Source organism: Rhodopseudomonas telluris (assembly GCF_042432815.1).
GTDB classification, from domain to species: Bacteria; Pseudomonadota; Alphaproteobacteria; order Rhizobiales; family Xanthobacteraceae; genus Rhodopseudomonas; species Rhodopseudomonas telluris.
The window spans coordinates 614,247-634,645 of sequence record NZ_JBHLWM010000008.1 but is presented as its reverse complement, the minus strand read 5'-3'; the positions used below and the strand labels follow the sequence as shown (position 1 = coordinate 634,645).

The following is a 20,399-nucleotide window of genomic DNA, read 5'->3' as shown; positions in this document are numbered from 1 at the left end:
ACAAATCATCGTCCTTCACAACCGGTAATGTTCGCACAATCTGGATTCCGCACAACACGCGTAGCACCGACGACCGTTGGTGATCACGCGATTGGAATGGATGATCGGATGACTGCGCGCAGCCTTCTCACGTTCTTTCGGGCCCTGGCCTCGTCGCCGCGAACCGTCGGCGCGATTGCGCCGTCGAGTTCGGGCCTCGCCGACCTCATCACACGGGACATCAACGGCGCAACCGGGAAGATACTCGAACTCGGTCCGGGGACCGGCGTGTTCACCGAAGCTTTGCTCGCGCGTGGCGTGCGGCAACGCGATCTTGCGCTGGTCGAATACGGCTCCGACTTCATGCGGTCGCTGCAGCAACGCTTTCCCGCCGCGCAAGTGCTGTGGATGGACGCCGCCTGGATCGGGCCGCAGAGGGTGTTCGATAAGGCCAGTTTCGGAGCGGTCGTCAGCGGGATCCCGCTGCTCAATCTGACGCCGGCCAAGATCGAGGCGATCCTCACCGGTGCGTTCGACTGCCTCAAGGACGACGGCGCGATGTATCAGTTCACCTATGGGGTCACCTGCCCGATCCCGCACGAGCAATTGCAGCGGCTCGGCCTGTACGCGTCCTGCATCGGGCGCGTCCTGCTCAACGTTCCGCCAGCCTCGGTCTATCGAATCGCCCGCAGTCGAGCCGCGGCCGAGACGATGTCTTGATGGCATCCGGCGGGCCGTGAGCCTCGGGGAAGAGGATCGGGCAGTCACGGGTGAGCGCGCGGAGCAGCGGCGCTCGATCTCTGGCATTCAACAGCCGGGATCGAGCGTCGCTGTCGTGGCTCAGTTGCGACGGCTGGCATAACCGGGCGGCAACTCCGCCGGTGGGCAGGCAATGACGGTCTGATCGTCGCGGCCGAGTTTCTCCATGAAGGTGATCGTGGCGAATTCGTCGACCACCAGCTTTGGATAAGTCGGACCGGCATCCCGATAGACGCGCATCTGATCGAGATGATCGTTCTGATAACAAACCGTCTTCTTTGGGTCCTTTACGATCCAGTCGGGAAAAAAGACCACGCCGTGAATCCTACGCGCGGCGAGGTTGACGGCAACGCTGACGCAAGTGCCCGTCGGTTCGTCCCATGAAATCTTGCAGACCTGCTCGTCCAATCGCACGATGTGGACGAACTGGTCTCGTACCCAGCGCCCCCCGACCATGCCGCTGTGGATGCGATAATCAACCGTGGTCTCGTTCTTGACGTAGAACTCGTACTGCCAGCCGTTATCGTAAGTGTAGATGAAATGCCGGCCGACTAAATAGACCAGTTCGGCGGGATTCAGCGATTCACTGACCTGAGACATCCTGCGCTCCTGTTGGACAGGATTCGACCATCACATCAGAAAATTGGGACTAAAAGTCCGAATTTCAGCATGTTATGATCGGAAAATCGAAACAATGGGGGCCACAGTGGCTCAGGTGCCGAAAACGACCATTGAACAATGGAGCATCTTGCGAGCCGTCGTGGAGCTCGGCAGCTACGCACAAGCGGCCGAGACGCTGCATCGCAGCCAATCCTCGATCAGCTATGCGATAGCCAACCTCCAGCAGGCGGCGAACGTTCAGCTGCTTCAGATCGAAGGTCGCCGAGCCGTCCTGACCGAGGCCGGCCGAGCGTTGCTTGCCGAAGTGGGACCTTTAATCGATGATTTCTTGCGCATCGAACAAAGGGCTTGCGCCGTTGGACATGGCGAGCGCGTAGCGCTCCGGCTTCTGGTCGATAGCGTCTTCCCCAAGCCCAGGCTGTTCAACGCCTTGCAAAGCCTGTCCCGGGCCCACCCGCATGTCGATGTGCATTTGCGCGAGGCCGTCAGGTTGCCGATGCCGGAGCCCAACGACAGGACTTACGACATCGCCATTGCCCAGCCGACGATCGGTTCGCGGTATGGTACGCGCGTGGCTGACGTCGATCTCATTGCGGTCGCCAGCAAGACGCACCCTCTCGCACATCGCAGCCGCCCGATCAGCAGAGCCACCCTCGCGAGACATTTGGGGATCGAGATCCGCGACATCGAATGGCCGGCTTCGCTGAAGACACAAGCCGGCGGCAAGACCTGGCACATGAGCACCATCGAGTCGGTCATCGGCGTTGTTCGCGAAGGGCTGGGCTACAGCTGGCTGCCTCGCCACATGATCCAGGGCGACCTGTCATGCGGCGATCTTGTCGAACTCTGCCTGGGCGAAGGAGGCGAACGGCGGATTCCGCTTGATCTCTGCTTCTCCGAGCAAGAGCCCGCTAACGGCGCTGTTCTATTTCTGGCCGAGGCGCTGGGCCCCTCCTGACGCGCGCTTGAGACCTCAAGACGCGAACCTCAATCGACCTTGTCGGGCGCCTTCGCCCGGCGGCGCGAGAACGCCGACTCCGGTTCGCCCGCGGCCTTCTTCGCCGCGAGCGCGGTGGCGGCCAGCGCGGCGATCTTCTTCTGCGGGTCGGAGCCGGGCTGCACCACGCCGGCCGACATGATCAGCGTCGCGGCTTCCTCGGCGCTGAGATCGACCGGGATCACCTTGCTGCGTGGGACGTAGAAGAAGAAGCCCGTGGTCGGGTTCGGCGCGCACGGCAGAAATACCGAGATATGCTCGTCCTGGCTCGGAATCTTGGTCGCGACTTCCGGGTTCGGCGGCAACGAGATCAGCACGATCGACCACATCCCCGGCGACGGAAACTCGACCAGCCCCACCTTGCGCAGGCTGTTGCCGTTGCCGGAGAACAGCGTCTCGAACACCTGCTTCAGGCCGCGATAGATCGCGCGCACCACCGGCATCCGGCCGAGCAACCGCTCGCCGAGATCGACCAGCGATCGACCGATCAGATTGGCGGTGAGGAAGCCGAGCAGCGTCAGCGCCAGGAAGGCGACCACCAGCCCCGAACCCGGCACGGCGAACGGCAGATAGGTTTCCGGCCGATAGTCCATCGGGACGAACGGGCGAACGAATCCGTCCACCCAGTTCACGAACCACCACGTCAGATAGAAGGTGATGGCGACCGGGCCCGCGACGATCAGGCCGGTCAGAAAGTAATTCCGGACCCGTCCCATGAATCCGCGCGGCGGATCCTGGACGGTCTCACCGAGAGGCGGATTAGGCGTATCGTTCATGCGGAGTCCAAGTCGGCAACATTGAAATGCGCCGCGAAATGACGGCGTGTGTCCAGTCTAGTGCAGTTTCGGTTCCGTTGGCATCGGAACCGCTCCACCGGACTGGTGTTTCGACGCCTTTTCCACGCGAACCGCCGCGCCATCGGGCACAACCGGAAAGGCCCCGCCCGTATCGGGCGAGATATAGGCGGTTCGGGACGCTTCAACAACTGCCGGATGTGGACAGAGCTGCGGCACTGCCTATTCGACAGTCACCGACTTTGCGAGGTTGCGCGGCTGGTCGACGTCGGTGCCCATGACGACGGCCGTATGGTACGCGAGCAGTTGTGCCGGGATCGCATACACCAGCGGCGTGAACGCCGCGTCCATGTCCGGCATCACGATGGTGACGAGCGACTCCACGGTCGCTTCCTCGGCGCCCTTGGCGTCGGTGATCAGGATGATCCGACCGCCCCGCGCCGCGACCTCCTGCATGTTCGACACCGTCTTCTCGAACACCCGGTCGTAGGGCGCGATCACCACCACCGGCATCTTCTCGTCGATCAGCGCGATCGGGCCGTGCTTGAGCTCGCCGGCGGCGTAGCCTTCGGCGTGAATGTAGGAGATTTCCTTGAGCTTCAGCGCGCCTTCCAGCGCCAGCGGATACGACGTGCCGCGGCCGAGATAGAGAACGTCCTGCGACTTGGCGATGTCGCGTGCCAGCCGCTCGACCTGATGTTCGGTGGCGAGCGCCGCGGCCATCAGCCGCGGCAGTTCGATCAGGCCGTGCACCAGCCTGGTCTCGTCCTGTTCGGACAATTCGCCCCGCGCCCGGCCAGCGGCGACCGCCAGCGCGGCCAGCACGGTGAGCTGGCAAGTGAACGCCTTGGTCGAGGCGACCCCGATCTCGGGACCAGCCAGCGTCGGCATCACGATCTCGCTCTCGCGCGCGATCGTCGAGGTCGGCACGTTGACCACCGACAGCGTGTGCAGGCCCTGCTCCTTGGCGTAGCGCAGCGCCGCCAGCGTGTCGGCCGTCTCGCCGGATTGCGAAATGAAGATCGCCAGATCGCCCTTGCGCAGCGGCGCCTCGCGATAGCGGAATTCCGACGCGATATCGATTTCGACGGGCAGCCGGGCGAAGCGCTCGAACCAGTACTTGCCGATATAGCCGGCGTAGTTCGCCGTGCCGCAGGCGGTGATCGAGATCCGCTGGATGTCGTTGAAGTCGAACGGCAGCTTCGCCGGCAGCGCCACGCGCTCAGCGCCCATATCGAGATAGCGCGCCAGCGTGTGGCCGACGACTTCGGGCTGCTCGTGGATTTCCTTCGCCATGAAGTGGCGATAGTTCGCCTTGTCGACCACGAAGGACGACGCGCCGGACTTGATCACGCCGCGCTGGACGATATCGCCCTTGGCGTCGCGGACCTCGGCACCCTTGCGGGTGAGCACCACCCAGTCGTCGTCGTCCAGATAGCTGATATCGTCGGTCAGCGGCGCCAGCGCGATCGCGTCCGAGCCGAGATACATCTCGCCATCGCCGTAGCCGATCGCCAGCGGCGAGCCCTTGCGGGCGCCGATCATCAGATCGTCCTGCCCCTCGAACAAAAACGCCAGCGCAAACGCGCCGCGCAGCCGCGGCAACGCCGCCTTCACCGCATCGACCGGCGATGCGCCCTTGCGGATGTAGCTGTTGACGAGATGCGCCACGGTTTCGGTGTCGGTCTCGCTCGTGAACTTCGCACCTTCAGCCTGAAGCTCAGCGCGCAGCTCGCGGAAATTTTCGATGATGCCGTTGTGAACGACGGCGACGCCGTCAGCCGCATGGGGATGCGCATTGGTCTCGTTCGGCTTGCCGTGAGTCGCCCAGCGGGTGTGGCCGATTCCGGAATGGCCGGACAGCGGCTCCCGAACGAGCCGCGCTTCGAGATTCTTCAGCTTGCCTTCGGCACGTCGCCGCGCGAGGTGCTGGCCCTCCAGCGTCGCGACGCCCGCGGAATCGTAGCCGCGATACTCCAGCCGCTTCAGTGAATCGACCAGCTGCTCCGCAACCGGTCCGCGTCCGAGAATGCCGATGATGCCGCACATGCGGTTGAAGTTCCCCCGACGGCCGGCAATGCCCGGCCCCTGCTGATATGTAGCGAGTTCGGCGAAAGTGAAGGTAGTCAAGAATTATTGCGGATTGCGACAGGGTTAGCGCCGCCGCGTTAACCAATTCTCCGCGCGCTGATCAAGCTGTCTCAGTGGCCCGTGGGCTTCTTGACGCGCGCTTTCGCCTCGCGGAAGCGCTTGGCCCAGCCCTCGCGCAGCGTCTGCTCGTTGCGTTCGACGGCGAGCGCATCGTCCGGCACCGCCTTGGTGATCACCGAGCCCGAGCCGATATAAGCGCCCGCGCCGATCTTGACGGGAGCCACCAGCGACGAGTTCGATCCGACGAACGCGCCCGCGCCGATCTCGGTCTTGTGCTTGTTGAAGCCATCGTAATTACAGGTGATCGTGCCCGCGCCGATATTGGCGTTCGCGCCGACATGAGCGTCGCCGATATAGGTCAGATGATTGACCTTGGCGCCGGCATCGATTTGTGCCGCTTTGGTCTCGACGAAATTACCGATCCGCGCGCCGTCGCCGAGCGACGTGCCGGGCCGCAGCCGCGCATACGGACCGACCGAGGCCCGGGCGCCGATCTTCGCGTCGACGATGTGCGAGAACGAATGGATCACCGCCCCATCGGCGATGCTGACGCCGGGGCCGATCACCACGAACGGCTCGATCGTCACGTCCCTGCCGAAGGTCGTATCGGCGGCAAGATGGATCGTCTCGGGCGAGATCAGCGTGACGCCTTCCGTCATCGCGGCCTGGCGCAGCCGGTTCTGCATGACGGCCTCGGCCTCGGCGAGCTGCGCCTTGGTGTTGATGCCGCGCACTTCGTCTTCGTCGGTTTCGATGATGCTGGCGGTCAGGCCGCGCGCGCGGACGAGACCGACGGCGTCGGTGAGGTAGTACTCGCCCTTCTTGTTGGCGTTGCCGATCTGCCCCAGCACCTCGAGCGCGATCTTGCCGTCGATCGCCATAACGCCGGCGTTGCACAGCGTGATCTTCAGCTCGTCGGCGCTGGCGTCGGCCTGTTCGCGGATCGCGGCGAGCTGATCGCCCTCGACCACCAGCCGGCCATAGCCGGTCGGATCGGCGGCGCGGAAGCCGAGCACCACCAGCGACGCCCCTTGGCTCAGCGGTTCGCGCAGCCGCGCAAAAGTCTCGGCCGAAATCAGCGGCGTGTCGCCGAACGCGATCAGCAGATCGTCGGCGCCCTTCGCGATCGCCTTCTTGGCGGCCAGCACTGCATGCGCGGTCCCGAGCCGTTCGCGCTGCACGTAGATTTCCGCATCGGGGCGGACGCGTTTGACCTCGTCGGCTACCGCCTGATGATCCGGGCCGATCACCACGGCGATCCGGCTGCCGCCTTCCTGCGGCGCCGCGGCGAGCACGTGCGACAGCAGCGGGCGACCCGCGACCTGGTGCAGCACCTTCGGCAGCGACGATCGCATCCGCGTCCCCTCGCCGGCCGCAAGTACGATCGTCAGGCTGGTTCTCGTCGTCATCTCATTTCCCGTCAGTCGATCTGCAGCCCTCATAGAGCGTTTGCGCCGGAGGGGAAACGGCTTTCCAGACCCGAAAGTGACTCGTCGGCGACAGCGGCCGGGCATTTCCCTGTTAATGTTGATGCTGTGATTCGATTGGGCGACAGGGGCTTTCGGGCGTTCGAATGGCGCGGAACAGAGACGATCTCGCGGACAGCTTCGCCACGGACGAACCCGGTGGCTGGCTGACGCGTTTTCTGGCCGACGAAGAGGACTTCGACGCCCGCTCCAAGTGGCGGCTTGCGACCTGGGGCGCCGGCTCTCTCGGCGCGCTGGTGATCGCGATTCTGGCCACTCAGACCTCGATGGACCGGCGCCGCGATCTGGTCGCCGCCGCCGATCTGGCCCGGCAGTCGCAGCAGATCCAGCGCCTGACCAAAGAGAGCCAGAGTGAGGCCACCCGCCTGGCCTCGGCAATCGACACCCTCAATGCCGATCGCGACCGCCTCTACGCCCGGCTCGGCTCGCTCGAACAGGGGCTGGACTCGGTGACGGGCTCGATCGCGCGGGTGCAGGCGACCTCCCGATCGAGCGCCGGCGACAAGGCGCTCGCGGCATCTCTGCCGGAGATTCCGGTCAAAGAATCGGCGCCACCGGTCGCGACGGTCGAGTCCAAAGCAAGCGCGCCGCAGACGTCTCCCCCGGCGTCCCCCGCCGCGGCCGCGTCGGCTTCACCGCCGGCACCGATGCCCGCCAAGCGTCCCGCCGAAGCCGCGGCGACCGAGCCGCCGACACCAAGCGTCGCCGCCCCTCCGGTGCCCCACGTCGCACTCGCGCCACCGCCCCAAGAACCCGAGCCCAAGCGGGTGGACAAGACAGCGGTTGCCGCGATGACGCCCCCGGCGCCGCTGATGTCGGCGCGCTCGATGCTGGCGCCGCCGGACGCGGCGGCCACCAAGCTCAACTTACCGCAGCCCGCCGACACTTCTGCCGGTCGGGAAGCCGATGCCGAACCGGACGAAGCGCCCGTCGCCGTGCCGCGCACCAGTTTCGGGGTCGAGCTCGGCGGCGCCAACTCGGTCGACGGGCTGCGCAATCTGTGGCGGCGCATGGCCAAGGCTCACAAGGAGCTGAAGGACATGCGGCCGATCATCATGGTCAAGGAAAACGCCAGCGGCGGACAGTTGCGCCTGGTCGCGGGCCCGCTCGACGACGCAGCCGCTGCGGCCAAGCTCTGCGCGGCGCTCGGCGCAGCCGACCGACCGTGCGAGACCACCGTGTTCGATGGCCAGCGCCTGCCGCTGGCCTCGACTGCCCCGCCGCCGCCACGCCAGCCGCGCAAACGTCCGCCGCCGAAGGTCACGACCGTCGCGCCGGAGCAGCCTGCCGCACCGGAGCCGCCACCGGCTCCGCCGCAGCCGAAGCCTGGCCCGCTGTCGTCGATTCTCGGCATCCATTGATCGGACGGCCGTCTCAGCCGTCCTGACGGGTTGTTCGCGGCTGCAAACCGCCGCATAATCGCGCCATGAAGAAAGAACCGTTCCGTCTCTCCCCGTATCAGGTGCAATGGCTGCTGATCGTCGGTTTCGTCACCGTCGGCTACGCGCTGTATCTGCGCTATCTGGCGATCGAAATGTCGACGGTGGCGCTGGCCTGCGACGCCGGCCTGCAGTCGATGCTGTGCAAGACCCGGCTGCTGATGACCTACTTGTTCCGCAATTCCGTGTTCGGAATCGCGGCGCTGGTGATCGCCGTGCTGCACTTTATCCGGCCGTCGATCGTGCTGCTCACCGCCGGCCTGGTGGCCGCCGGCTTCGGCATCGTGCTCTACAATATAGGCCTGTCGGGAATTGCGATCGGGCTGCTTATTTTGGGCTTTGCGCGGCCCGCGCCCGCCACAGCGTGAGCGCCAGCATCGCATAGACCGCGCAGGTCCACAGCGACTGCCAATTCTTCGGCCCCTCGTTGAACACCGTGTAGATCGCCGAGACGACGAACACCCCGGCGAACACCGCCTCGGCGATCGGCCGCGCGCCCTGCGCAGGCCGGTTCAGCAGCATCAGCAGGAACAGCGGCAGCACCGCCATGGTCAGCGACGCGAACGGGAAGTCGCGGTAGCGCGGATCTAAGGTGAAGCCGAGCGCGGTCTGGGCGCCGATCAGCACCGTCACCGCCAGCGACAACCCCAGCGCGTAGGTCAGGAACGAACGGTCGCGCATCTCGCGCGGGCCGAACAGTTCGAGGAAGGTCGGCAACGGCCGTCCGGACATCAGCGCGTGGGCGGCAAAGATCGGCGTTAGCACGCCGCTCGCCAGTAGCAATCCCCATTGCAGCCAGCGGCCCCAGCCGTAGCTTTCGACCAGCATCTTGTCGACCGCGATGCCGAGCAGCGCGCCGGCGGCCGTCGCCGTTGCGCCGACCGCGAGCCAGGACGCGAGCCGCGGCGCCCACGGCTTGCGGCGCAGCGACAGCAGCGCGGTGGCGAATACCACAAAGCTGAGCCCCATGCCGAGCCCCATCGACAGCTTCCATTCCGGGAAGTTGCTGATCGGCACGCCGGCCGGATATTTCAGCGCGCGATTGTCGGCATCGATCAGGCCCCAATAGCCGCCGACCGTGCCTTCGAGATCGCGCTTCCACGGCTGGTCATAGGCTTCGATCAGGTTGACGCGGAAGTTCTCGATCTTGGCGAGTTGCAGAATCTCCGACACCACCCGCGCCTGATTGGCGCGCGACGGCAGCGCGCCTTCGCGCATCCGCCCGGCGCTCGGCCAGCCGGTCTCGCCGATCAGGATTTCCTTGGCCGGGAACGCGACGGCGACGCGCTTGCGGATCTGGTCGACATGTGCGGCGGCGTTGCGGGCGCGGATCGGGATGTCCTCCCAATACGGCAGGATGTGAATCGTGACGAAGTCGACCGCGTCGTAGATCTCGCGATTGCGCAGCCAGTATTCCCAGACGTCCGCGTAAGTGACCGGCGTCTTGACCTGCGACTTCACCAGCCGGATCGTCGCCGCGAGATCGCCGACCGTCATCTCGCCGCGCAGCAGGACTTCGTTGCCGACGACCAACCCGGTGATCACGTTCGGATAGTCTTTGGCGAGACCGACCGCGACTGCGATCTGGGCGAGGTTCTTCGCGCGCTCATTGCCGAGCCAGATGCCCTGGATCACCTTCAGCCCGGCCTTGCCGGCAAGCGCCGGAAGCTGTTCCAGCCCGTTGTCGACCGAATAGGTCCGCACGCATTTCGAGATCTTGGCGAGCTGGACCATGTCCTGCTCGATCTGCTCGGCGGGAATCCGCGTGGTCGGATCGAGCGGCGTCTGCTCGCCGCGGAACGGCGCGTAGGACACGCATTCCAGCTTGGCGCTTGGGTCGATCGGCGCGCGCGACAAGGTGACCGGCGTGGCGATCCACCACCAGACTCCGAAGATGATGCCGAGAGAAATCGGGAGAAGCGCCAGCGGCGTGCGAAATGAAATGGGTTCCGTCCTCCAGAAGGACCGTCGATTACCCGCTCGCAGCCGATCTGCCAAGACCATAAGAGGACGCATGATCGGATGCGACCCCGCGCCGAGCCGGAATGAACGCGCATTAAGCTACATGAATTCGTCGCCATGTGGGCTCTGCTCATTTGTCATTGCTGGACAAATCCCGAAATGTCCGTCATGGGAATCGTGCAGGGTCACGCCGTATCGGCGACGAATTCTGGTGGCATCGGGCGGATGGGGACCGACGCCGCTGTGGCCCGGCCAACCAGATCGGGGACGCTATGCGACGAGTATTCCTTGAGTTCCAGAACGCGCTGTGGCGTGGCCTGGGCGCGACCGGACTTGCCCTGCTGATCGGCATCGGCGGCGCGATTGCCCAGAGCGGCGATTTGCGCGCACAGGATCAGAACGCCAAGCCGGCGGCGAATGCCAACCAGCCGGCGCAGCAGCCACCCGCCGACGCCCTCAAGGACAGCCAGCGCAAGACCGACGAATTCGTCGAGGCCGCGCAGGCGATCAACGGTCCCGCCGGCAATCCGGAATGCGTCTGGCTCGGCCGACGCGTGGTCGTGCTGATGTGGCGCGACGATCTCGACACCGCGTTCCGCCACCTCGATCTGTATGACCGCTTCGGTTGCCCGACCGGCCACATCCAGGCGGCATTCCGCTGCCTCGTCCGCTCCGGTCCGATCGATCCCAAAGTGCCGGAAGGACTGAGCGGCCGCGTGCATGCCTGCTGGATCAATCCGAGCGCCCAGCCGCAGCCCGCCGCGGCGACAGCCGCTCCGGCAGCGCCGTCCGGCAAGCCGGCCGCTGCTCCGCAGAATGCGACTCCGGCGACTGCTCCTGCCACACCGGCGCCCGCGCCGACTCCTGCTCCCACTCCTGCGCCGGCCAAATAGCCGGCGCAGTTTCGGAAACCCGAAAATCTTTCGCGGTTGGATTGCAAACCGCCCTTAAATCGCCACGGCGTCGTATGAATTGATCGCTGACGGGGCCGAGCTTGATGCTTGAAGTGCTACCGCCTTGGTCGGACCTCGGGGACGGGTCCGCTGACCAGCCATCAGGGCCCCGTATGGTTTAGTTGCGATGCGCGCCGTCGTCGCCGTTCTGCTGTTCGTCACTGCCGCCCATGCCGGTCTCTGGGGCATCCTCCGGGACAAACAAAAAGCCCCCGACTTCACTGGCATCCTGCCGAGCGTGTCGTACGCCCCGTTCGACGGCTCGGCGCATCCCGACGTCGACAACATCCCGACCGCAGAACGGATTCGCTCCGACCTGAAGACGCTGGCGCCGATGACGCGCGCCATTCGCCTGTATTCGTCGACCGGCGGTGTCGAACTGGTGCCGCCGATCGCCAACGAGGTCGGCCTCAAGGTCACGGTCGGCGCCTGGATCGACAAGTTCACCGACCGCAACGAACGCGAAATGCAGGCGGCGGTCGACCTCGCCAAGCACAACAGCAACGTCAACGGCATCGTCGTCGGCAACGAAACCATCTACCGCGCCGACCAGAAGGTCGAGGACCTGATCAAGCTGATTCAGCGCGTGAAGAGTCAGGTCAGCGTCCCGGTCACCACCGGCGAGATCTGGAACATCTGGCTCGAGCATCCCGAGCTGGCCTCCTCGGTCGACTTCATCGCCGCGCACATCCTGCCTTACTGGGAAGGCTTTTCCGACAAGCAGGCGGTCGACCAGGCGCTGATCATCTATCAGAAGCTGCGCGACGCCTTCCCCGGCAAGCGCATCGTGATCGCCGAATTCGGCTGGCCGAGCGCCGGCTACAATCTCAAGGCCGCGGTCCCCGGCCCGTTCGAACAGGCCGTGACGCTGCGCAATTTCGTCAGCCGCGCCGAAGCGATCGGGATGGAATACAACATCGTCGAGGCGATCGATCAACCGTGGAAATACTTCGAAGGCGGCGTCGGTCCGTATTGGGGAATCCTCAACGCTTCGCGTGAGCCGAAATTCGCCTGGACCGGCCCAGTGGTCGACCCGGCCTACTGGAAGCTCGCCGGCATCGCCCTCCTCGTCGGCATCCTGCTGTCGCTGCCGATCCTGCAGATCGCCGCCCCGACGGTGATGCAGGCGGGAGTGCTGTCGGCCGCCGCGCATGGCGTCGGCGCCTGGGCCGCGACCGTGTTCGCCTATTGGACCGGGCATTATTTCGTGTTCGGCTCGGCCTTCGCGCTGACGCTCGGCATGATCCTGCTGACGCCGCTGGTGATCATCGCCCTGGCGCGGATCGAGGAAATCGCCGTCGTCGCGTTCGGCCGCAAGCCGCGCCGGCTGATCACGCGCGCGCTGACCGACGCGCAGCAGGCGCAAGCGCGTCCGGCCGACGCCGCACACTTCCCCAAGGTCTCGATCCACGTTCCGGCCTATTTCGAGCCGCCGGAGATGCTGAAGCAGACGCTGGACGCGGTGGCCCGGCTCGACTACCCGAACTTCGAATGCGTGGTGATCATCAACAACACGCCGGATCCGACCTTCACCCAGCCGATCCAGGATCACTGCCGCGAGCTCGGCGAGCGCTTCAAGTTCATCAACGCCGAGAAGGTGCAGGGCTTCAAGGCCGGCGCCCTGCGGATCGCGATGGAGCGTACCGCGGTCGACGCTGAGATCATCGGCATCATCGACGCCGACTATGTGGTGACGCCGGACTGGCTAAAGGACCTCGTGCCCGCCTTCGACGACCCGCGCGTCGGTCTGGTGCAGGCGCCGCAGGAGCATCGCGACGGCGACCGCTCGCTGATGCACTACATCATGAACGGCGAATATGCCGGCTTCTTCGACATCGGCATGGTCCAGCGCAACGAATACAACGGCATCATCGTGCACGGCACGATGTGCCTGATCCGCCGCGCCGCGATGGACATGGCCGGCGGCTGGTCCAGCGACACGATTTGCGAGGACTCCGATCTCGGCCTCGAGATCATGGAGCACGGCTGGCTCACCCACTACACCAACACGCGGTACGGCTACGGCCTGCTGCCAGACACTTACGAGGCGTTCAAGAAGCAGCGCCATCGCTGGGCCTATGGCGGCTTCCAGATCATCAAGAAGCACTGGCGCCGCTTCATGCCCGGCAACAGCCGTCTGTCGCAGGACCAGAAGCGCGAATTCGGCCTTGGCTGGCTGAACTGGCTCGGCGCCGAAAGCCTCGGCGTCGTGGTGGCGATCCTCAACCTGATCTGGGTGCCGATCGTCGCCTTCGCCGACATCGCCATCCCGGACAAGATCCTGACGCTGCCGATCATCGCGTCGTTCATCGTCACGCTGGCGCACTTCCTGACGCTGTACAGGCTGCGGGTGAAGATCAACGTCTGGCAGATGCTGGGCGCCATGATTGCCGCGATGTCGGTGCAGTGGACGGTGTGCCGCGCTGTCGCCCAGGGCCTGATCACCGAGCACCTCGCCTTCGCCCGCACCTCGAAGGGCGGCCTGACGATGATGTCGGTGGAATTCCAGGCGTTCTGGGAGGCCGTGATCGGCGTGCTGCTGCTGATCGGCGCCGGCGTGCTGGTCGCGTCCAACAGCTTCCGGCAGATCTCCGAAATCTACATCTTCGCCGGCGTCTTGGTGCTGCAGAGCCTGCCGTTCCTGGCGGCGGTCGCGATCGCCATATTGGAGAACTCGCGAATCAACTCGTTCCAGTGGTGGACCGACACCCGCATCCGCACCGCGGAGCTGATCGGCCTGCGTCCGGTGACGCTGCCCCCGGCGCTCCCGGCGCGGCAGAAGGTCGCCCAGGAGATCCACACCGACGCGGCGTAAGGCGGCGACCCGCATTCGCCAACGCCGTCTCTGCGCCGGCTATTGAAACGCCCACGGCGCGGCGATCGGAGCGTTCCCCGCTCTCATGTCAACCGACGCCGTCGAAAGCCTCTCAACCCGTCATGGCCGGGCTCGTCCCGGCCATCCACGGCTTGAGCTCCGCCAGCCGCCAGCGCGGATTTCCGCCGCTGCATCGCCGGATGAGCATCCCCGCGCAAATCCCTGTGCAAACGAGCCAATCGGCTCCACACACGGAACCAGCCCCGCTCCCGGCCTATTGACCCGCGCGCCCCCGCCCCCTACACAGCGCTCCACGTGAGCGCGTAGCTCAGCCGGTAGAGCACGTGACTTTTAATCATGGGGTCGAGGGTTCGAGTCCCTCCGCGCTCACCATGAAGCTCTCCGCTTTAGCTGCGGGCAAGCCAGCTGATCTGAGCCGCCTATACGCTGCTCTCTCAGCCCTCCAAAACTTCCCGCGGTCCCCCTCCCCCCGAAAAGAAGCATGGCGACCACGTACGAGCGGTGGCGCGTTTGTTCATCAGCCATGACCGGGACCAAAGCTCTCCTCTACAGGGAACCTTCTAAAGTTAAAATCTCCGGTTGATTCAACGCAAAGACGTAGCTACGGGATACCTTTAAACTTTGGAGTGTGTTCTATTGCGCTCATTGCCCCGGTCTCCTGCTGGCCACGATTTCAACCTGAAAGCGCAACGGCTGCGGACGCGTCTCCGCGATCGCCTACCGACGCCTTTGCAACCGCTCGGTCCCCTGATCGCTCCAAATCCAGATCTGTCGAGCGTCGACCGGTCGATGGAGTTTGTGCATCTCGACGAGGTCGTGACGCGCAACGTCAAAGCCAGCATGAGGTGCATCGACATCGGTGCTTTCTCTGGCGTCTACGCCAAGATGTTTGTAGCTGCCGGTGCAACCGCGGTCGTGGTCGAAGCCTTTCCCGCGTCCGTCGAAGAACTTCGCAAGCGGATCGGGCGGCGTTGTGAGGTTCTGCCCGCGCTGTTTGCCGACGACCGACGTCCTTATAGCATCACCAACAAGACCGAGATTCGAATGATCGGCGATGCCCCGGTCTTCGAACCCTCGGCTGCGGCGATCGCCGACATCGAGTCGACCACCTACGACGCGACTTTCGGTGAAAAGGATCAACCGGATTTCGTGAAGATCTCCGGCTGCCACGTTTGCGAAGCACTGCTCGGCGCACACACGCTGCTGACATCGAAGAGCATCATCGCCTTCGTAATGGACCAGCGCTATCTGCCGGCTCGGCACAGGCACGACGAGTTCTGTCTTTACGATCTGCTCCGCCGGTCGGGCCGCGGCATCTACAGCTGCGCGGGCTACGTCGCCGGCGATCGCCCCCTCACAGTTTGGGAATTCACCAAGCGGGCCACCCACGGGTGGAAAACGTTCATCGCGGCAGCCTAGGAACCAGCGACATGAATGAGATGATCGGGCACAAGTTCAAGAGCTACGACCATCGGCCGCCGAAATCGGTCGAGAAATTCCGCGATGAGAGTGGCTATCTGGTGATTCCGTCGCTGCAGATCTACGCGGCTGACCATTGTACGCAGCGCTGCCAGTTCTGCACGACATCTTCGCCGCATCGTCGCGCGCATCAGGGCGACGTCGACGGCTTCATCAAGTACATCAACCGAATGTACGACCAGGGAGTTAAGTTCGATACGATCAATATTCTTGGCGGCGAGCCGTTTTTGCACAAGAACCTCGCCGACTTCAATCGCCGTCTGCGGGCCGGCATGACCTATCGTGCGCGTTTCCTGATCACCAGCAACGGCTTTTGGCTTGGTGAGATGGACGAGTATCCGTCGGGGCTGGAAGCCGGCGATGGCATCACGTTCTCGCGCTACTCGGATGTCATCCACGATCTCGGCGGTCTCGACCGATACAACTCCTTGGTCGAGAAGCTGAAACGGACAAGACCGGAAGAGATCAGCACTAACGACGCATTTCACTTCCGGGAGTGGCATTTCACGGAGGAGCCACGCTTCGGCTATCCGCTGGATTGCGAACTCGCGGACAATGTGAGCCTCACCGATACGGGTGAAGTCCACCGCTGCTGTGTGGCGCCGGCGTCGCGCTTCAGCCCTCGTGTGACCAAGGCCTTCCTCGATCGCGTCGATGAACTCGAGTACCGGATCGACCGGGAGGAACAGGGGATCGAGCTGCGAGACTGGCTGAAGTCTCCTCTGCCTGACGCTTGCGCGTACTGCACGGCGCACGCCGAGACGCCCTACTACCCGCTGCGAAGCCTGTCGGTCATCGGCGATCAGATTCCGTTCACGGACGGGCAGAATAAAGACATGCTGGTCAGCGGCTTTGCTCCGCCCGAAGCCCCGGGAGTCTGGACCGTCGGCCCCGAAGCGGTGATCAGCTTCCCCAAGCTTCCTCAAGGCCGCACGCGCTCACCCAACCTGACATTTCTGTTCGCCGCCACGCCTCATCTCAGTCCCGTCGTGCCGGAAATGAACGTGACGATCGAAATCCCCGGCACGACCTGGAAGGACCGCTGGGTGATGCCGCCGCGCCATCCGCAGCAATTCTTCGGCAACACGACCTTGTACACGCTGTTCGTGCCGAACGAGATCGCTCAATCCGTTTCGCCACTGCAGCTCAAATTCTCAATCGACAGGCCTCACAGCCCGCTCGAAGCCGGCGCGTCGCCGGACTCCCGTCCTCTCGGTTTCTTTCTGCAGTACGTGATCGTCGAAATCTGAGGCCTTGCCGTTGCAACACAGATGCGGTCATCGCCTCGCGGGGATCGTCAGGATGAACGAGCGGACACCGTCAATCGGCAGGTCAGCTTCCTTCTGACGCATCGCCTGCCGGCTCCAAAGCTGCAACCTCTGGACCCACACCGGTCTTCGGAGGACGTGCATGATCTGGGCACTGCTGGCCATTCTGGCCGTCGCGGGCGCGGCCGCGATCGTCAATGACGGTGTCTATTCAGGCAGCCTGTTCGAGTCCGACCTCGTCGTCCGAACGGCCATCCTGATGGCGCTCGCATTGTTCATTGGACGCGGCTTCCTGCGGCCGGGGACGTCGGCGAACTGGCTGCGGTATGGTGTGATCTGGCTGGCGATCGCGCTCGGCATTGCGCTGCTGTATCGCTGGACTCACTGACAGGCATCGGCGGAAACACCCTCTCGACCACACCTCATCCACTGCTCGCACTGCTCCCAACGCATCGCCGCAACCGAGTCGCACGCTGATGCGATGCGTTCGTAGCTGCGCGACAGCACATTTTCCTCGTGGATCTTTGCGCCTCGCACGCGTCGTTTCATCGCGCAGCGCGCGCAAGGGAAATCGATCTTATTTTTCAGCACGCGTTGACTTGATGTCGGGGTCTGGCAGATTTCATCCCGTTCGATCGCACTTGAGGTCGGATCGCGGGATTTGACGGAGCAGCTTGCGCCGCGGGTTTAATCGCTAAAGCGCCACGACATGGTCGTGGGCTCCTTGTTACTTGGAGACCGGCTCATGAAGAGCATTGCCTCAATTACAACTATCTCGAACGTCGACGCAGCGAAAAGCGGCTTATTGATCGCCTTTTCGCACCTTACGGCTTCGACCGGACTGATCCCCTCCTCCTCGCGGTGTTGTTGCTGTCCTTGCGCGCTCGGCTGAAGCCGGCGCGATCCAGCACGTTCCACATCACCGATCATCAGGATTTTCAGGAGGCACTGGCTTCGCCAGTTGAGAACTCATGTCCGACGCTTACGTCATCGAAGTCCACTCGCGCACCGCCGGCATCGTCGTCCGGGACGGCCGCAACTACTGCTTCTTCGCCTCGCACCACGACTTCAACAGCCTCGAACGCCAGGAATTCGGCTCGCTGATCGCGGCCCAGAAGGCGGCGACGCGCTGCGCGAAGGAAGCACGCCCTCGGCTGCAGTAAGCGAGCCGATCGCACGCATTGGGCCTGAAGGCTGCGGCGATCGCACCGGATTTCATCCAGATCGGCCGTCGTAGTCCTCAAGCGCTGCTGTCGCACCATCGCAAAACGAAAATCTCCCGGCGGCGGCGCCGGGAAAACATCAGCCTCGTTTCGAGGCCCAATTCGCAATGGCCGCTCGCTGGGGCGGCCTGTAGATTCCATCCACCTTGACCACCCAGATGGTCAACACGCGAGGTTCGCATCACATGACACGGAAGTTTGCTTTCGCCGCCGCGGCGCTCGCCGCGCTGTCGGCCTTCTCGCCCGCCTGGGGCAACGAAGTGGTCCGCATCGGCACCACCGCCGGCCCCTATGCGGAGATCCTGCGCTACGCCGGCGACCTCGCCGCCAAGCAAGGCATCGAGCTGAAGATCACCGAGTTCACCGACTACACGGTGCCGAACGCCGCGCTGGCGCAGGACGATCTCGATATCAACAACTTCCAGCACCAGCCCTATCTCGACAACCAGGTCGCGCAGCGCGGCTACGACATTGTCTCGATCGCCAAGAGCATCATCGTGCCGATCGGGATCTACTCGAACAAGGTCAAGACCATCGCCGACATCAAGGACGGCGCCACCGCGGCGATCCCGAACGATCCGTCGAACGGCGCGCGCGCGCTGCAACTGTTCGAGAAGGCCGGACTGATCAAACTGAAGCCGGGCATCGGCATCAAGGCGACGCCGGCGGACATCGCCGAGAATCCGAAGAAGCTGAAGTTCGTCGAACTCGACGCCGCACAGCTGCCGCGCTCGCTGAACGACCTCGACGTCTCGGCCGTCAACCTCAACTACGCGCTCAGCGCCGGGCTCGATCCGAAGTCGGCGCTGGTGCTGGAAGGTGCCGACACCCACTGGAACCTGGTGTTCGCGGTGCGCGCCAAGAACAAGGACAATCCGACGCTGAAGAAGTTCGTCGAGATCTATCGCTCGCCGGAAGTCAAAGCCTTCACCGAGAAGCGCTTCAACGGCAGCATTCTGACGACCTGGTGATCGGCAGCGCCAAGGCAACCGACGCCCTTCCTTACATCGATAGCACGACCGGCCGCCCGCGCGGCCGGTCGTCCGCATTCAGGAACACCGCTCATGACCACCGCTTCCGATGATCGTCCGTATTGGGACGCCAAACTCGAAACCCAGTCGCGCGCCGATTGGGACGCTCTGAAACTGTCGCTGCTGCAGAAGCACGTCGCCCATGCTTACGCTGGCTCGCCGGCCTATCGGGCCGCGTTCGATGCCGCCGACGTCGCGCCGGACCAGATCGAGACGCTCGACGACATCCGCCGCTTCCCCTTCATTGACAAGCGCACGCTGCGCGACCGGCAGCTCGCGGTGCCGCCGTTCGGCGACCTCGTCGCCGTGCCGGAGCGCGACATCGTCTACATCTCCGCCTCCTCCGGCTCGACGGGCGTGCCGACGGCCTCGCCATTCACGCAGGCCGATTTCGACGGCTGGATCGACTACGAGGCGCGGCAATTCTGGTCGTCGGGCATGCGGCCGTCCGACCGCTACGTGCATTCGCTGAATTTCTCGCTGTTCATCGGCGGCCCCTGCGTGCTCGGCGCGCAGAAGCTCGGCGCGCTGACAATCCATGCCGGTACGCTGCCGTCCGAGCGGCTGCTGCAGATCATCCGCCAATTCCAGGCGACCGTGATCTGGACCACGCCGTCCTACGCCTGGTACCTCGGCGAGACAGCCATCAAGGAAGGCTACGATCTGCGCAAGGACCTCAGCGTCCGCCGGATCTTCGTCGCCGGCGAGCCCGGCGGCTCGATCCCGGAGACGCGCGACCGCATCGAGCAGCTCTGGGGCGCGTCGGTCTATGACTACTACGGCCTGTCCGACATCTTCGGCTCCTGCGCCGGCATGTGCGAGCACAAGGACGGCCTGCACTGGGCCGAGGATCACATCCTGGTCGAGGTGATCGATCCCGACAGCGGCGAGCCGGTGAAGCCGGGCGACCGCGGCGAGATGGTTCTGACCACGCTGCAGAAGACGGCGCGGCCGATGATCCGATTCCGCACCGGCGACATCGTCAGCTTCAATCCCGAGCCGTGCCGCTGCGGCCGCACCGCGATCCGCCTCAACGGCGTGCACGGCAGGCTCGACGACATGCTGATCATCAAGGGGGTCAACCTGTTCCCGAGCGACGTCGAAGCGGTGGCGCGGCAGGATCACGAACTCACCGGCGAGTATCGGCTGGTGGTCGACCGCATCAACCATCTCGACCGACTGACCGTCGAGGTCGAGCACATCCACGGCTACAACGGGGAGCCCGAGCATCTCGCCGACCGCTTCGGTCGTAGGCTCAAGGCCGTCACCGGCGTCTCGGCCGCGGTGTCGGTGCTGAAGCCCGACTCGCTGCCGCGCGCCACCCACAAGGCCAAGCGCGTGGAGGACCGCCGCAGCGGCGTGTGGAGCTGACGAGGCGGCTCGACGTCTGCAAATGGTGCGACCGCCCGGCCGGGCGGCC

General features: G+C 64.5%; 17 protein-coding genes and 1 tRNA gene. 13 read left to right on the top strand and 5 right to left on the bottom strand.

What is annotated here, in order from left to right; translation table 11 throughout:
* Window positions 1-108 precede the first annotated feature (108 nt).
* A complete protein-coding gene (locus tag ACFFJ6_RS20380) occupies window positions 109-699 on the top strand; it encodes a class I SAM-dependent methyltransferase (protein WP_378391226.1) in 591 nt (196 codons plus the stop codon).
* Window positions 700-819: 120 nt separating this feature from the next.
* Here the strand turns inward: ACFFJ6_RS20380 and ACFFJ6_RS20375 are convergent, their stop codons facing one another.
* Window positions 820-1,338, bottom strand: coding sequence for a phenolic acid decarboxylase (locus ACFFJ6_RS20375; RefSeq protein ID WP_378391224.1), 519 nt, complete (start codon window positions 1,336-1,338; stop codon window positions 820-822).
* A 106-nt stretch (window positions 1,339-1,444) separates the two neighbouring features.
* Between ACFFJ6_RS20375 and ACFFJ6_RS20370 the strand changes: the two genes are divergently transcribed.
* Window positions 1,445-2,317 carry a LysR family transcriptional regulator gene (locus tag ACFFJ6_RS20370; RefSeq protein WP_378391222.1) on the top strand — a complete coding sequence of 291 codons (873 nt, stop codon included), beginning with the start codon at window positions 1,445-1,447 and terminating at the stop codon, window positions 2,315-2,317.
* 29 nt (window positions 2,318-2,346) lie between these two features.
* Here ACFFJ6_RS20370 and ACFFJ6_RS20365 read toward each other — a convergent pair whose 3' ends face one another.
* From ACFFJ6_RS20365 to glmU, 3 genes are all read right to left on the bottom strand, one after another.
* The gene (locus ACFFJ6_RS20365) at window positions 2,347-3,132 is read right to left on the bottom strand and encodes a DUF502 domain-containing protein (protein WP_378391220.1); all 786 of its coding nucleotides are present in this window, start codon (window positions 3,130-3,132) and stop codon (window positions 2,347-2,349) included.
* A gap of 240 nt (window positions 3,133-3,372) precedes the next feature.
* Window positions 3,373-5,199: a glutamine--fructose-6-phosphate transaminase (isomerizing) gene (gene glmS / locus ACFFJ6_RS20360; RefSeq protein WP_378392229.1), complete on the bottom strand. Its 1,827-nt coding sequence runs from the start codon at window positions 5,197-5,199 to the stop codon at window positions 3,373-3,375.
* Between the two features lie 152 nt (window positions 5,200-5,351).
* Window positions 5,352-6,710, bottom strand: coding sequence for a bifunctional UDP-N-acetylglucosamine diphosphorylase/glucosamine-1-phosphate N-acetyltransferase GlmU (gene glmU / locus ACFFJ6_RS20355; RefSeq protein ID WP_378391218.1), 1,359 nt, complete (start codon window positions 6,708-6,710; stop codon window positions 5,352-5,354).
* Window positions 6,711-6,874: 164 nt separating this feature from the next.
* Here glmU and ACFFJ6_RS20350 point away from each other — a divergent pair, with 164 nt between their 5' ends.
* Together ACFFJ6_RS20350 and ACFFJ6_RS20345 are read left to right on the top strand one after the other, a co-directional pair.
* On the top strand, window positions 6,875-8,149 hold the full coding sequence (locus tag ACFFJ6_RS20350) for a hypothetical protein (RefSeq protein WP_378391217.1): 1,275 nt from the start codon (window positions 6,875-6,877) through the stop codon (window positions 8,147-8,149).
* Window positions 8,150-8,214: 65 nt separating this feature from the next.
* Window positions 8,215-8,595, top strand: a complete 381-nt coding sequence (locus ACFFJ6_RS20345; RefSeq protein ID WP_378391215.1) for a hypothetical protein — start codon at window positions 8,215-8,217, stop codon at window positions 8,593-8,595.
* On the opposite strand, the gene ACFFJ6_RS20340 is transcribed toward ACFFJ6_RS20345, so the two are convergent.
* A complete protein-coding gene (locus ACFFJ6_RS20340) occupies window positions 8,555-10,231 on the bottom strand; it encodes a glycoside hydrolase family 17 protein (RefSeq protein ID WP_378391213.1) in 1,677 nt (558 codons plus the stop codon). The two genes, ACFFJ6_RS20345 and ACFFJ6_RS20340, sit on opposite strands and share 41 nt — an antisense overlap.
* Window positions 10,232-10,461: 230 nt before the next feature.
* Between ACFFJ6_RS20340 and ACFFJ6_RS20335 the strand changes: the two genes are divergently transcribed.
* The 9 genes from ACFFJ6_RS20335 to ACFFJ6_RS20295 all read left to right on the top strand — a co-directional run bounded on the left by ACFFJ6_RS20335 (window position 10,462) and on the right by ACFFJ6_RS20295 (window position 20,350).
* Window positions 10,462-11,082: a beta-1-3, beta-1-6-glucan biosynthesis protein gene (locus tag ACFFJ6_RS20335; RefSeq protein WP_378391211.1), complete on the top strand. Its 621-nt coding sequence runs from the start codon at window positions 10,462-10,464 to the stop codon at window positions 11,080-11,082.
* A 187-nt stretch (window positions 11,083-11,269) separates the two neighbouring features.
* The gene (locus tag ACFFJ6_RS20330) at window positions 11,270-13,957 is read left to right on the top strand and encodes a glycosyltransferase (RefSeq protein WP_378391209.1); all 2,688 of its coding nucleotides are present in this window, start codon (window positions 11,270-11,272) and stop codon (window positions 13,955-13,957) included.
* Window positions 13,958-14,274: 317 nt separating this feature from the next.
* Window positions 14,275-14,350 (top strand) — tRNA-Lys (locus ACFFJ6_RS20325).
* 417 nt (window positions 14,351-14,767) lie between these two features.
* Window positions 14,768-15,397 (top strand): hypothetical protein, encoded by a 630-nt coding sequence (locus ACFFJ6_RS20320; RefSeq protein ID WP_378391207.1) that lies wholly within the window; start codon window positions 14,768-14,770, stop codon window positions 15,395-15,397.
* An 11-nt stretch (window positions 15,398-15,408) separates the two neighbouring features.
* The gene (locus ACFFJ6_RS20315; protein ID WP_378391205.1) at window positions 15,409-16,707 is read left to right on the top strand and encodes a hypothetical protein; all 1,299 of its coding nucleotides are present in this window, start codon (window positions 15,409-15,411) and stop codon (window positions 16,705-16,707) included.
* 160 nt (window positions 16,708-16,867) lie between these two features.
* On the top strand, window positions 16,868-17,113 hold the full coding sequence (locus tag ACFFJ6_RS20310; protein WP_378391203.1) for a hypothetical protein: 246 nt from the start codon (window positions 16,868-16,870) through the stop codon (window positions 17,111-17,113).
* A gap of 583 nt (window positions 17,114-17,696) precedes the next feature.
* Complete coding sequence (locus ACFFJ6_RS20305) at window positions 17,697-17,888, top strand: hypothetical protein (protein ID WP_054163942.1); 192 nt, start codon at window positions 17,697-17,699, stop codon at window positions 17,886-17,888.
* 245 nt (window positions 17,889-18,133) lie between these two features.
* Complete coding sequence (locus tag ACFFJ6_RS20300) at window positions 18,134-18,919, top strand: MetQ/NlpA family ABC transporter substrate-binding protein (RefSeq protein WP_378391200.1); 786 nt, start codon at window positions 18,134-18,136, stop codon at window positions 18,917-18,919.
* A gap of 93 nt (window positions 18,920-19,012) precedes the next feature.
* Entirely contained in the window at window positions 19,013-20,350 is a 1,338-nt protein-coding gene (locus ACFFJ6_RS20295; protein ID WP_378391198.1) for a phenylacetate--CoA ligase family protein, read from the top strand.
* The last annotated feature ends 49 nt before the right edge of the window (window positions 20,351-20,399 follow it).